The 14,343-nt window shown below is 35.8% G+C and carries 7 protein-coding genes; 5 read left to right on the top strand and 2 right to left on the bottom strand.

Annotated features, from left to right (window positions below; all coding sequences use genetic code 11):
* The first annotated feature begins 34 nt into the window (after positions 1 to 34).
* The 3 genes from IRZ99_RS07700 to IRZ99_RS07690 all read left to right on the top strand — a co-directional run bounded on the left by IRZ99_RS07700 (position 35) and on the right by IRZ99_RS07690 (position 8,287).
* The gene (locus IRZ99_RS07700) at positions 35 to 6,394 is read left to right on the top strand and encodes a HAMP domain-containing protein (RefSeq protein ID WP_194656715.1); all 6,360 of its coding nucleotides are present in this window, start codon (positions 35 to 37) and stop codon (positions 6,392 to 6,394) included.
* A gap of 26 nt (positions 6,395 to 6,420) precedes the next feature.
* Entirely contained in the window at positions 6,421 to 7,644 is a 1,224-nt protein-coding gene (locus tag IRZ99_RS07695) for a response regulator (protein WP_194656714.1), read from the top strand.
* Between the two features lie 151 nt (positions 7,645 to 7,795).
* Positions 7,796 to 8,287 (top strand): DUF4440 domain-containing protein, encoded by a 492-nt coding sequence (locus IRZ99_RS07690; RefSeq protein WP_194656713.1) that lies wholly within the window; start codon positions 7,796 to 7,798, stop codon positions 8,285 to 8,287.
* Positions 8,288 to 8,366: 79 nt separating this feature from the next.
* Here the strand turns inward: IRZ99_RS07690 and IRZ99_RS07685 are convergent, their stop codons facing one another.
* The gene (locus IRZ99_RS07685) at positions 8,367 to 9,503 is read right to left on the bottom strand and encodes a hypothetical protein (protein ID WP_194656712.1); all 1,137 of its coding nucleotides are present in this window, start codon (positions 9,501 to 9,503) and stop codon (positions 8,367 to 8,369) included.
* Positions 9,504 to 9,738: 235 nt separating this feature from the next.
* On the opposite strand from IRZ99_RS07685, the gene IRZ99_RS07680 reads away from it, so the two are divergent.
* The gene (locus tag IRZ99_RS07680; RefSeq protein ID WP_194656711.1) at positions 9,739 to 10,365 is read left to right on the top strand and encodes a response regulator transcription factor; all 627 of its coding nucleotides are present in this window, start codon (positions 9,739 to 9,741) and stop codon (positions 10,363 to 10,365) included.
* Here IRZ99_RS07680 and IRZ99_RS07675 read toward each other — a convergent pair whose 3' ends face one another.
* A complete protein-coding gene (locus IRZ99_RS07675) occupies positions 10,366 to 13,383 on the bottom strand; it encodes a sensor histidine kinase (RefSeq protein WP_194656710.1) in 3,018 nt (1,005 codons plus the stop codon). It abuts the gene before it with no gap.
* A gap of 223 nt (positions 13,384 to 13,606) precedes the next feature.
* Here IRZ99_RS07675 and IRZ99_RS07670 point away from each other — a divergent pair, with 223 nt between their 5' ends.
* A complete protein-coding gene (locus tag IRZ99_RS07670) occupies positions 13,607 to 14,155 on the top strand; it encodes an NAD(P)-binding domain-containing protein (protein ID WP_194656709.1) in 549 nt (182 codons plus the stop codon).
* Positions 14,156 to 14,343 lie beyond the last annotated feature (188 nt).

Here is a 14,343-nt window from a genome sequence, read left to right as displayed (position 1 = left end):
GATTTTTTTAATCATTCGATAAAGAATTGGGAATATGAAAAAAACAAACGAAATTAATATTGAAGAAGTTCAGGACATCCTTGAATTGCCAATTGTTTCAGGAGATAAACCTTCACAGCCGAGAGGCAAAAAAGGAGAGTCAGAAGAATCTATTTTGACTGATGCAGAGTTTTTAAAGATTTTACTGAAAGTCAAAAATGGTAATTTCACGCAACGTTTCCCAACGGATCAGAATGGAATTAAAAGATCAATCTGTGATACTTTGAATGAAATCATCGACCTGAATGAACGTATGGTTTTCGAATTTCAAAAGGTTGGAAAAAGCATTGGTAAACAAGGAAAACTAACCAATCGAGTAGCACTTGACGGCGCTCGAGGTTCGTGGAGTTCCTGCGTTGACTCGGTAAATACGCTGATTTCAGATCTGGTGCACCCAACGATCGAAATTGCACACGTAATTACCTCAGTGGCAAAAGGAAATTTATCTCAGGAAATGCCGCTTTCTATTGAAGGAAATCCATTGCAGGGAGAATTCCTCAGAATTGCAAAAGAGGTAAACGGAATGGTAAAGCAGTTGAATCTGTTTTCGATGGAGGTTACACGCGTGGCACGTGAGGTAGGTACAGAAGGTAAACTGGGAGGTCAGGCAAAAGTGAGAGGTGTTGGTGGTGTTTGGAAAGATTTGACCGACTCGGTAAATAAAATGGCAAGTAACTTAACGGGTCAGGTACGTAATATTGCCGATGTAACCACAGCGGTAGCAAAAGGAGATTTGTCTAAAAAGATTACCGTTGACGTAAAAGGAGAAATTTTGGAGTTGAAGAACACTATTAATACGATGGTGGATCAGCTGAACTCGTTTTCATCTGAGGTAACCCGTGTGGCGAGAGAGGTAGGAACCGAAGGAAAACTGGGTGGTCAGGCACAGGTAAAAGGAGTTGGAGGAACCTGGAAAGATTTAACGGATTCGGTGAATCAGATGGCATCCAACTTAACCGGTCAGGTTCGTAATATTGCCGATGTAACAACCGCAGTAGCAAAAGGAGATTTGTCTAAAAAGATTACCGTTGACGTAAAAGGAGAAATCCTCGAACTTAAAAATACGATTAACACGATGGTGGATCAGCTGAATTCCTTTTCTTCTGAGGTTACACGTGTGGCGGTTGAGGTTGGTTCTGAAGGAAAACTGGGAGGTCAGGCAAAAGTAAGAGGAGTTGGTGGTGTTTGGAAAGATTTGACCGATTCGGTGAATCAGATGGCATCCAACTTAACAGGACAGGTACGTAACATTGCTGAGGTAACAACAGCGGTAGCAAAAGGCGATTTATCAAAAAAAATTACAGTAAACGTAGCGGGAGAAATCCTCGAACTTAAAAATACGATCAATACCATGGTGGATCAGCTGAACTCCTTTGGTGCCGAGGTAACCCGTGTGGCACGTGAGGTAGGTTCAGAAGGTAAACTAGGAGGTCAGGCCAAAGTAAAAGGTGTTGGTGGAACCTGGAAAGATTTAACCGATTCGGTGAATCAGATGGCATCGAACTTAACGGGTCAGGTACGTAATATTGCCGAGGTAACAACCGCGGTGGCCAATGGAGATTTATCGAAAAAGATTACGGCTGTAGCCGAAGGGGAAATTCTGGAGTTGAAGAAAACCATTAATACGATGGTGGATCAGTTAAACTCTTTCTCTTCCGAGGTAACCCGTGTGGCACTTGAAGTTGGTACCGAAGGTAAACTGGGAGGCCAGGCCAAAGTAAAAGGAGTTGGAGGAACATGGAAAGATTTAACAGATTCTGTGAATCAGATGGCATCGAACTTAACAGGTCAGGTACGTAATATTGCAGAGGTGACTACAGCGGTAGCAAAAGGCGATTTATCACGCCAGATTACCGTAGATACAAAAGGAGAAATTCTGGAGCTTAAAAACACTATTAATACCATGGTGGGCCAGCTGAACTCGTTTGCATCTGAGGTAACCCGTGTGGCTCGTGAGGTGGGTACCGAAGGAAAACTAGGAGGTCAGGCGCAAGTAGAAGGTGTTGGTGGAACCTGGAAAGATTTAACGGATTCGGTGAACCAGATGGCATCGAATTTAACAGGTCAGGTACGTAATATTGCTGAGGTAACCACAGCGGTAGCAAAAGGCGATTTATCACTCCAGATTACCGTTGACGTAAAAGGAGAAATTTTAGAGCTTAAAAATACAATTAATACCATGGTGGATCAGCTTCGAGGCTTTGCTTCGGAGGTAACCCGTGTGTCAAGAGAGGTAGGAACGGAAGGAAAACTGGGAGGACAGGCGAATGTGCCGGGAGTTGCCGGAACCTGGAAAGATTTAACCGATTCGGTGAATCAAATGGCAGGAAATCTTACCGCTCAGGTACGTAATATTGCCGATGTGGCGATTGCCGTAGCCAACGGAGATATGTCCCGAAAAATTACCGTTGACGTTCGTGGGGAGATTCTGCAATTGAAAGAAACGCTAAATACTATGGTGGACCAGCTTCGTGAATTTGCATCCGAGGTAACTCGTGTGGCGCGTGAGGTGGGTACAGAAGGGAAATTAGGAGGGCAGGCAAATGTACCGGGTGTTGCCGGAACCTGGAAGGATTTGACCGATTCGGTAAACCAGATGGCGGGTAACTTAACCACTCAGGTACGTAATATTGCCGAGGTGACGATTGCCGTGGCCAACGGAGATATGTCAAAAAAAATTACCGCTGACGTACGTGGAGAGATTCTTCAATTAAAAGAAACAGTAAATACTATGGTGGATCAGCTTCGAAGTTTTGCTTCGGAGGTAACCCGTGTATCCAGAGAGGTAGGAACAGAAGGAAAACTGGGCGGACAGGCTTTCGTACCGGGAGTTGCGGGAACCTGGAAAGATTTAACGGATTCGGTAAATCAGATGGCGTCCAACTTAACAGGTCAGGTGCGTAATATTGCCGATGTAACCAAAGCCGTAGCCAATGGTGACCTTTCTAAACAAATTACCGTTGACGTAAAAGGGGAGATTCTGGATTTGAAAAATACTTTCAACACGATGGTGGAACAGTTGAATTCGTTTTCATCTGAGGTAACCCGTGTGGCGCGTGAAGTGGGAACAGAAGGAAAATTAGGAGGTCAGTCGGAAGTAAAAGGGGTTGCGGGAACATGGAAAGATTTAACGGATTCGGTTAACTTAATGGCATCGAACTTAACTTCACAAGTACGTGGAATTGCAAAAGTAGTAACCTCCGTAGCAAAAGGAAATCTGAAACAAAAACTATCCATTGATGCCAAAGGGGAGGTTGCTCAATTAACGGACACAATCAACGAAATGATTGATACGCTGGCGACCTTCTCCGATCAGGTAACAACCGTGGCACGTGAGGTAGGGGCTGAAGGAAAACTGGGAGGTCAGGCCAATGTGCCGGGAGCTTCAGGAACATGGAAAAACTTAACCGAAAACGTAAACCAACTGGCGGCGAATTTAACGACACAGGTACGTGCAATTTCTGAGGTGGCTTCTGCGGTAACCCAAGGAGATTTAACACGAACTATTGGTGTTGAAGCAAAAGGTGAGGTAGAGGCACTTAAGGATACCATCAACCAAATGATTTCGAACCTGAAAGCAACAACACTAAGAAATCAGGAACAAGACTGGCTGAAATCGAATTTGGCTAAATTTACCCAAATGCTTCAGGGACAAAAAGAACTGAATTCGGTTACCAAAAAAATCCTTTCTGAGTTGGCAACGGTGGTAACCGCACAACACGGACTCTTCTATATTTTGCAGGAAGATGAGAATTTTGAGGACTCAAAACTGAATTTGATTGCCTCGTATGCCTATATCAAAAGAAAGAATTCACCAACGCAATACGCTATGGGAGAAGGTCTTATTGGTCAGGTTGCGATTGAGAAAGAAAGAATTATTCTGAGCAATGTTCCAAAAGATTATATCAGAATTAATTCGGGTCTGGGTTCGGCTAAGCCTCAGGATGTAATTATTTTACCGGTTTTATTTGAAGGACAACTTAAAGCTGTTATTGAATTGGCATCACTAGATACTTTCAGCCAGACTCACTTAGATTTCTTGGAAGGATTGACGGAAAGTATCGGAATTGTATTGAATACGATCGAATCAAATTCACGAACAGAAGAACTTTTGGTGCAATCTCAATCGTTGGCAAGCGAGCTAAAAAGTCAGCAGGAAGTTTTGAAAAATACCAACGAAGAGCTGGAAGAAAAAGCTTTCTTATTGGCGAATCAAAAAGAAGAAGTGGAACTCAAAAATCAAGAGGTTGAGGTCGCCAGAAAAGCTTTGGAAGAGAAAGCAGATCAGCTGACGCTAACATCAAAATACAAGTCGGAGTTCCTGGCGAATATGTCGCATGAGTTAAGAACACCATTAAACAGTTTGCAAATTCTTGCCAACGAATTAATCGCCAACAGAGACGGAAATCTTTCAGAAAAACAAATTCAGTTTGCCAAAACGATCAATTCTTGTGGAGACGATTTAATTCAGTTAATTAATGATATTCTGGATCTTTCGAAAATCGAATCCGGTTATATTTCTGTGGATTACAATCCGATCAGTTTTGACGAAATCAGCCGATTTGTGGAATCTACTTTTAATCCGATTGCAGCGGCGAAACATCTTCGTTTTAAAATCAGTATGGATGACGAACTTCCGGAATTGATAGAAACCGATTCACAGCGATTAAATCAGATTTTGAAAAACCTGCTGTCGAATTCATTCAAGTTTACCGAAAAAGGAGAAGTACAATTAAAAATATACAAAGCCAATAACAATTGGAAAATGGCAAATCTTAGTCTGGATAAAGCAGATGCAGTTGTTGCTTTCGAAATTTCGGATACTGGAATTGGAATTTCCAAAGAAAAGCAAAATATCATATTCGAAGCTTTCCAACAAGCCGAAGGTTCAACGAGCCGTAAATATGGAGGAACCGGTTTGGGATTATCCATTAGCCGTGGACTTTCTGATTTATTAGGAGGAAGTATTGAACTTGAAAGTGAAATGAATGTTGGAAGTAAATTTACGTTGTTCCTTCCACTTCAATATGTAGATATTTCTGAAATTATTGATATTGATGTAGAAGAAGAAACAGATGTAAAAGGCCGTATCAAATCATTGCCTTCAGAGAAATTTAACCGCTCTGATATTGATTTGTTTTTTGTGGATGAAATAGGCGATGACAGAACCGATATTAAGCCGGGTGATAAAATTTTATTGATTGCAGAAGATAATCTGACATTTGCCAAAATTATGCTCGAGCAAGCGCATATCAACGGAATTAAGGCGATTGTAACCACAAAAGGGAATGATGTGGTTGATTTTATTAATCAGTTTCATCCGCATGCGATTACAATGGATTTAAACATGCCGGATACCAGTGGCTGGAAAATTCTGGACCGTTTGAAAACCGATTTCAATTTACGACACATTCCGGTTTATATTATTTCGGGTGAAGATGAGCGAAACAAAGGATTAAAACGTGGTGCAAGGAACTTTTTCTTAAAACCGGTTAAGAATGATTCGCTGTCGTATCTTTTTAATGATATTCACGATTTCAAAAATAAGAAAATAAAAAATCTGTTAGTTGTAGATGACAATGAACAGGAACTGAGCAGAATTGTAAATGCAGTTGATGGTGATGATATTAGAATTTCGAGTGCAGCAACAGCAGCTGAAGCTGTTAGATTGATTCAGGAAAAATCATTTGATTGTATTATCTTAGATTTGGTTTTACCAGATGCTGACGGACTCGATATTATTACAGATCTGGAGAATAATATTGCCGGACAGGAAACCGCCATTATTATCCATTCAGCGGGAGATGTCAATAAAAAGCAACGATCAAGACTTAATCGATTTGCGCATAGTATTATTACAAAAAGTGCAGGTTCGATGGAAGAGTTGATCGATCAGACAGCTTTGTTTATGCATCGTGTTCATAAAGAACTACCAGATGAAATGAAAGAAATCATCGAATCTTTTTACTTAAGGGAAGATGTGCTGCCGGGCAAAAAAGTGTTATTGGTTGATGATGATGTGCGTAATCTTTTTGCTTTAACAACTGCTTTGGAACGATACGGATTAGATGTAATCAGCGCAGAAAGCGGTCAGGAAGCGATTGATCTTCTGAATGAGAGTAAAGATATAGATATTGTTTTGATGGATATTATGATGCCGGAAATGGACGGTTACGAAACCATGAAACGCATTCGTAAAGATGCCAGACATAAAGATCTTACCATTATTGCCGTAACCGCAAAAGCAATGAAAGGCGACAGACAGCGTTGTATAGAATCAGGGGCTTCAGATTATATGACGAAACCTGTAAACGTGGAGCAATTGTCTTCATTAATGCGTGTGTGGCTTAAATAATAATTTCATATTCAATGTAAAACCTAATGGGAGACAACGCAATTAAAATCTTAATAGTCGATGACAAAAAAGAAAACTTACTTTCTTTACAAGTCATTCTGGCTGACCGTGGTTATCAGTTTGTTGAAGCAACATCAGGAAAAGATGCGTTGCGGATTCTGCTGAAAAACCAGGATTTTGCTATTATCCTAATGGATGTACAAATGCCATTGATGGATGGTTTTGAAACGGCTGAAATGATTCGCCAAAGTGAAAAACTAAAACATGTTCCTATTATCTTTTTAACCGCCAATATGAACACCAATGAATATATTTTCAAAGGATATCAGTCCGGTGCTGTTGATTATATGATTAAACCTTTGTCACCGGAAATATTGCAGGCAAAAGTGATGGTTTTCACCGAATTGTTTCGGAAAAATCAGGAATTAAGAAAGAAGGAGGAAGAGACGCATGCTCTGAACGAAATGATTTTAAAAGCCAATAAAGAACTCGCTTCTCAATACGCAGCGATCGAAAAACATGCCGATGAGCTGAAAAAGAAAAACATGGAACTTGATGCCTTTACCTATATATCAAGCCATGATTTGCAGGAGCCGTTGAGAAAGATTCAGACTTTTGCCAATCTTATTATGTCTAATGAATATGCTAATTTAACTGACGATGGTAAAACTAAATTCGACCGAATTTTATATGCCTGTAACAGAATGCGTGAGCTGATTAACAGTCTGCTTACTTTCTCGAGAGCCACTCTTGTCGACAGAAGGTATGAAACAGTTGATTTGAATACTATAATTAAAGATGTAAAAGAGGCGCTACATGAAAATCTAAACGAAAAAGGAGCTACGATCACAACTGATTTTCATGATACAGCTAAAATAATTCCTTTTCAGTTTGTCCAGTTAATGGAAAACCTGATTCATAACGCCATCAAATTTGCAAGAACAGAAACACCATTAGAAATTACAATAAAAAGCCGTTTGGTTTATGGATTTGATTTACAAATCGAAAACCTCGCAACTGATGTAAATTATTGTCACATTAGTTTTGGAGATAATGGTATTGGTTTTGAACCCCAACACAGCGAGAAAATTTTTGGTGTTTTTCAGAAATTACACGGAAGAGATGTATACGAAGGAACCGGAATTGGACTGGCAATTGTCAAGAAAATTGTAGAAAACCACAATGGTCATATAAATGCAGTTGGCGAACCGATGCAGGGCGCTACTTTTAATATTTATATTCCATATTAGAGAGATGAGGTATATTGTCTCCTGTTTTAGGACATGATTGATTTACAAGTAAATATTTTATGAGCTTTAGTTTAATATTTTTTAAAGTAAATTATCTGATATTGAGAATTTTATAGTACTTTTAATGTGTAAGACTCTAAACTTTTAACATATGAAAAACAAGATTTTAAAAGGATTATTATTAGGAAGTGTGCTAGTTTCAATGTTAGCCTGTAATACTAAGAAGGAAGAAGAAAAGCCCGTCGTAGTAGTTGATAAAGAGCAAATAAAAAAGGAAATTCAGGCAAAAGAAGATGAATTTGCTGCAACTTATAATTCTGGGGAGGTAAAAAAAATTGGTTATTATGCTGATGATGCGATAAGTTATTATCAACATAGAAAACCGCTGGTTGGTAAGCAGGCAATTTCCGAATTTTTAATAGCGGATCTAGGCGCAAATTCTAATATAATTTCTTTTAAAACAAATGAAGTTTTTGTTTCAAATGATGGAAATCAGGTTGTAGAGAGCGGTGCATATACCGTAACAGATTCCGTTAGTAAAACTGTTATCAATAGTGGTAACTATCTAAGTTTATTCGAAAAAAGAGATGGTAAATATGTTTGTGTCAGAGATATGAGTGCTTCCGATATGGAAGTAAAATAAAGAGACCAAATTTACAAATAAAAAAAGTGGACTAAAACCTAATAAGTTTTAGTCCACTTTTTTTGGGGAAAAGATTTTATTAACGTCTTCTTCCGCCGCCACCGCCAAAGCCACCGCCGCCGTGAAAACCTCCACCGCCACCTCTGCTGCCACCGCTAAAGCCACCTCCGCCGCTGCTTCTGGTACGACCTGAATCAAAACTTGAGTTCGATGAACGATTTGAAGTTGATGGACGATTTATGTTTGAAGATCGGTCTGAAGTACCTGCCGATGGGCGATTTACTTTGGATGATCGATCTGAGATCGAACCACGATTTACGTTAGACCCACGATCTGAAGTTCCTGCACTTGGCCTATTACTGTTGTTTCCACGATCTGATGTTCCCGCCGTTGGGCGATTGCTGTTATTTCCACGGTTATCACCATACTTTCCGTTTGCTCGATTATTGTTAACGGTATTGGATCGGTTTCTGTCGTTATTATAATGGTTAATTTGATTTCTGTTGTTAATAATTACCGTATTTCCACCGCCATAATGACCACCATAATAACCGCCATGATACCAGTTGTTATGACGATAAATACCTACTGCCAGCACTGTAAAGGCTGCAAAGTAAGGAGGATAAAAGCCGTAATAATAAGGTGGATAATAAGGGACATAGGCAGGAGAATATACATACTGTACTATGGGGGCCGATTCTACGACAACTGTAGTAGTAGCAGGAACATTCACCGTTACCGGATCGGATCCTACATAGGCGGGATTCGCAGTTACTGAATCACTTTTAGTTTTTGGCTCAATTACATAATTTTTCCCATAAAGGTCTTCATCTCCAACTATTTGCAAAGATACTTTTCCGTTCTTGTCTTTGTTTACTAAAATAACAGCAACATCCTGAGTTTCCTTTTCGCTTACATTTACCTGAAGTACAAACGTAAATGCATTGCCATCTTTTTTGGTTACGACTTTAATAAAGTCAACTTTTTTGTCAAGATTCAGATCCAGATTATTGATTTTTGTCTCTTTTTGATTTAATGACTTTTCAAACTCTTCAATGGTTTTTGACTTTTGAAAAAGATCAAGTACTGCATATAAATCCAGATTATCTCCGGGTAACCCTAATGGTGGCACATCGTCATCTTTTGTTTGAGAAAATACAGACTGATTAGAGAAACATACTACAACCACAAATAATGACAAAAAAAGTTTTTTCATAATGAATGAGTTTAGAAGAATATACTGCAAGTTAGTGAATATCAATTGTATAAAAAAATATTGTGTTTGTTTTGTTTATCCTTATTTTTTTGCGTCTGTTATAGTAACTCTTTAGCTTTTTAACGGTTTAAAAGAAGATAATTGATAATAATATACTTAGTTTTATTAAATACTGTTATAAGAAACGAATTCGAATAGCTAAATAATTTATTTTTGTAACAACTTAAATTTAATTATGACTAAGAAAATTTTAATAGTTGATGATCATTTAGTTGTCCGAAATGGGGTCGCCATGGTTTTAGAAAAACAAATTGAAGATGTACAGATCTTCAATGCAGAAAATTTCTTTGAAGCAATAGCACTAGTAAGAGAAACTTCCTTTGATTTAATTATTTTAGATATTAATATTCCTGGAGGAAAAAGTAAAGAGATGATTACTGATTTGAGAGCAATTCAACCTGCGGTCAGGATTCTTATTTTCTCTGCCCATGAAGAAGAACAATATGCTTTAAAGTACATTTCTGCTGGTGCGAATGGTTATTTGAACAAGCTCTCAAGTGAGGAAAAAATGATGTTTGCCATTAACTCTATTTTTGAATCGTCTACGTATATTTCTGCTGAACTTCTTACTAAATTAGTCGATGCTAAGACGAGTATAAAGATTATAAATCCACTAGAAGTTTTATCTAAAAGAGAACTTCAGATAGCTCAATTATTAATAAATGGCAATGGTAACCTTGAAATATCAAATATGTTGGATATTCACATGTCCACAGTTAGTACTTATAAAGCCAGAGTATTTGAGAAGCTTAAAATTAACAATTTGGTAGAATTGATCAATCTTTATAAATCTTTTGAATAATTAGTTATAATTAACTATAATTTCAATAATAGTTCCTTCATTAACCGTACTCGAAATATTTATATTTCCTTTAATGATAAGGAGAAGCTCAATAATCATGTGTAAACCAAGATGATAATTTTTCACAATTGGATTTTTGTAAAAATCAAGATAATAATCAATAAGTTCTTTACTCATACCTTTTCCATTATCCATAATCATTAACGAAAGCATATTGTCTTTCGTTGCACATTGCAATTCTATTTGTCCACCATTAGTGTTTTTGGTTGCGTTATCTAATAGATTATGAATAATAATAGATAATGCCTTATAATTTGTTTTGATAAAAAAATCTTGCGAAACTTTATTAATTATTATTGTATTTTCTGATTTTGCAATTTTTTCAAAAATCTGAATTTTTTCCTCAATTAAATCATATAAAGAATAACTTTTGTCTTCGAGTTTTCTTCCTTCTATAAAGATGGTTGAATATTTTATAAGATTCTCAACATATTCATATAGTTGATCCGATGATAATTGTATCGTTTCTATTTGTCTTTTTAGTTTTTCATCCTGTTGAATATTTGCATTATCAGACAAATGATTTAGGGAAGCGGTTAGAAATTTTAAAGGACTTTTTATATCATGACTTATACTTTTTACTAAAGTTTCCTGTTGTCTAATTTCTTGTTTTAGATTTTTTTCTGTTTTTCGTAGTTTGCTGACGGTTCTGGCTAATTTTTTAGTTTTTTTATCAATGACTTCCTTAAGCTGTACATTTTTTAACTTTATATAATACAATCTTACGAACCACAAGAAAATTATAAATAAAATGGTCAACGCATAACACAATATCGTAAACCATATTGTTTGGTGAAACATTGCCGGTACTATAATAGTAACTTTTTTGTAGATATATTTTCCATCAAATCCCGAAAGATTTCTGATAGTAAGGGTATATTCTCCGGGAGGAAGTGTAGTAAAAGAGATTGAATTTTGATCTCTGATTTTTTCCCATCTACTATTAGGAGTTTTGTCAAGTCTTGCCTGCAGGTTAATATTTTTAGGATTGCCATAATAAGGATAAGCAATTATAAAACTTACCCTTTGAAAATTGTTTTTCAGTACTATAGTATCTTTTGGTGCAAGAACCTTTTGGTCTACAATGACTTTGTCAATAAAAAGTTTTTTTTCCGGTAGTAAAGGTGTTAATTTATCAGGATTAAAAAATACAAAACCATTCATTGATGGAAAAACAATCTCGTTATTTTTAAGATAATTACTGTTTGGCTGGCATCCACCGTTAAACTCATTAGTTAGAAAGCCTTCTTTTTTATCGTATTGATGGTAATAAAGTACTCCTATTTTATTTTTATGATATGCTAGTAACGCTTTGCGGGATATTTGAAACAGTCCTTTGTTGGTAGGAATCCAGAAAAAACCTTTTTTATCTTCGACAATAGAATGTGATGAATTTAGATAATTGTCTTCATCTTTTGGAAAAGAATGCAAAGTGTTATTGGAGAAAAGAAAAAAGCCTTTTTCATAAGTAGTCAGCCATACTTTTTTTTCACTATCGATAAAAACACTTCGTATGTTTAGTTTTTCAGACTTTTTAATGAAAAAGAATTTTTTGGAGTCTTTTTTATAGGTAAATAAACCTTTGTCAGTCCCCATGAAAAGAGTATTGTTATCAAACTGAGTAAGGTAATTGATGTTTTCTTTTAAGGTTGTTACATCTGTCACCACACCATTTTTTATGTAACATAATTTTGCTTTATGAAATTCATCATTTTCCAGACTGATCCAGATCGTGTTGTCTTTGTCCTTAAAAATTGTTTTTGGAGCCTGTGTAAATTTATAAGTAATATATTTTTTATATCCTGATTTTTTTAGATAGCACTGAATGCTAAATCGGCTAATAATCCATAAATTTTTGTCATCATCTTTCTCGATGCTGAGATGGTCATTTAGATAAACAGTTTTTACAAAAGGGAGACTATCGATAACCCTTTTGTTATTCACTATATACCCTTCGGCCGTAATGATAGTACTGTCCGTTAAAGGTAAGGCTGCATAATAGACTTCTGCGGCTTTTAGAGGATCTTTTTTTACAGTTTTAAAATTAGGAAAAGTAATTACACATACTCCATTTGTATAACTTCCTAAATAGAGTTTTTGATTTTTTTGATCATAAAAAATCGAAATGATATTGCTTTTCTCAAAATTTTTAAATTCAACTATTGGCTTTATTAATAATTGATTTTTGTCAGATGTTAAGAGGTAAATTTTATTATTTGAATATAGAAAAACCTGTTGAGCAGTGATATTCCAATATAGTTTATGTTTTGATTTAAAAATAGCCAATTTCTGTTTTTTGGCCGATTTTCCATCTTTAGAAAAACAATCGTAACTGCCATCGGAATTAAGATAGAAGAGATCATCATTTATACTAAAAAAGTTAAAAACGCTATCGCTTTTATATGCTATTTTGTAAATGCTTTTCATTTTTGAATCGCATAATTCTACTTGTTTACTGTCAATAAAAAAAATATTTCCATTTGATAGCTTAATGTAATAGGGATCATGAGGATCTATTGTATTATTTGATGGAATCCCATCATGATAATAATATCGCTTTTTATTTCGGATGATTTTATAAGAAGGATAATCTTCTTTTTTGACTAGTTGTATTTTACGACCATTTATAAGGACCAGTTCATTTTTATTGTCGTTATAACAGTACAAACTGTCTTTTTGGATGTTCCCTAAAATTTCGGTAAAACGACACTGTTGTATATTCGTGTTAGCAGAATTATAAATAAGAAAAGAATTTCCGTCATAACGTACCAAACCATTTTCGGTTGTCATCCAGATAAAATTATATTTATCCTGTACAATTGCTTTTACACTACTTTGAGGTAATTCATTATTATCAGCCGTGTACCATGTGGCCTCGTAGTTTTTCTGACTAATTCCTTTAACAGAAATTAGCAATACTATAAGGAAATAACAGCGAAAAGCAGTAAACAACGTCATTTTTGACCTCTGACAAGTTTTATACACACAAACTTAACAAACATAATACAATATTTTGAATTTGTAGTTTTAAATCTACAGCGTTGTAGATTTATTAGCACAAACACTTGTAGTGCTTCCTGTCTTATACGGTTATATTTGTTTAAAAATGTATTATTAACACATATTAAAATAAATGAATTTCATCTTTTAAATCGGGCTGAGATCAACAATAATAAAGATTATGAAAATAGGTATTATAGGAGCGTGCAATATGACTTTGGATATTGCTTCCAGAGCTGCAAAATCTGGTCATGAAGTATTAATCAGCCATCCTAGATGTATTGAAAGTTTAAGACCTATTGTAGAAAAAATGGGAGATAAAGTAAAATTAGTTACAAAAGATAAAGCAGTTAAAGCTAAAATGATTGTACTATTTGTTCCCAGGGAAGAACTTAACGGCTTTTTTGATGGTCTGCCTGATATGTCTGAAAAAATACTATTGCATACCAATAATCCTTTTTTTAATACTGAAAGTCTTCTATCACCAATTGCAGAGGTAAAGTCTTCAAGTGAAATTATAACTTCACTATTACCTGGCGCACATGTAATTCGTATTTTTAATGTGCTAGAACCGGGAGTTATTTTATCTAAATGTCAAACTCAAAATGGAAACGAAATATTCTATATGGGAACCAATCAGGAAGCAAAAAATAAAGTAAAAAGTTTTTTAAAAACGATAAATTTATCAGCCTGTGATCTTGACGAATTATGCTCAGCCGGACAATGCTAAGATTTATATGAGCCTTATAAAAGAATACTTCCAGGTTGTCATTTTGTAAATATCAGCATGAAAAAACATTATGGCAACAAGGAAGTAAAGTACATTTCAAGATTTACATTAATTATTTTACAGATCAAATTTAAACAGCTTTTTAAAAACCATTTTTACAACATTAAAAGCTGTGCTTATATAATTAA

Origin of the sequence: Flavobacterium sp. LC2016-12, from assembly GCF_015351595.1 — a bacterium.
Taxonomy (GTDB): Bacteria; Bacteroidota; Bacteroidia; order Flavobacteriales; family Flavobacteriaceae; genus Flavobacterium.
The sequence above is the reverse complement of the archived record's forward strand: the minus strand, read 5'-3'. Positions and strand labels throughout refer to the sequence as shown.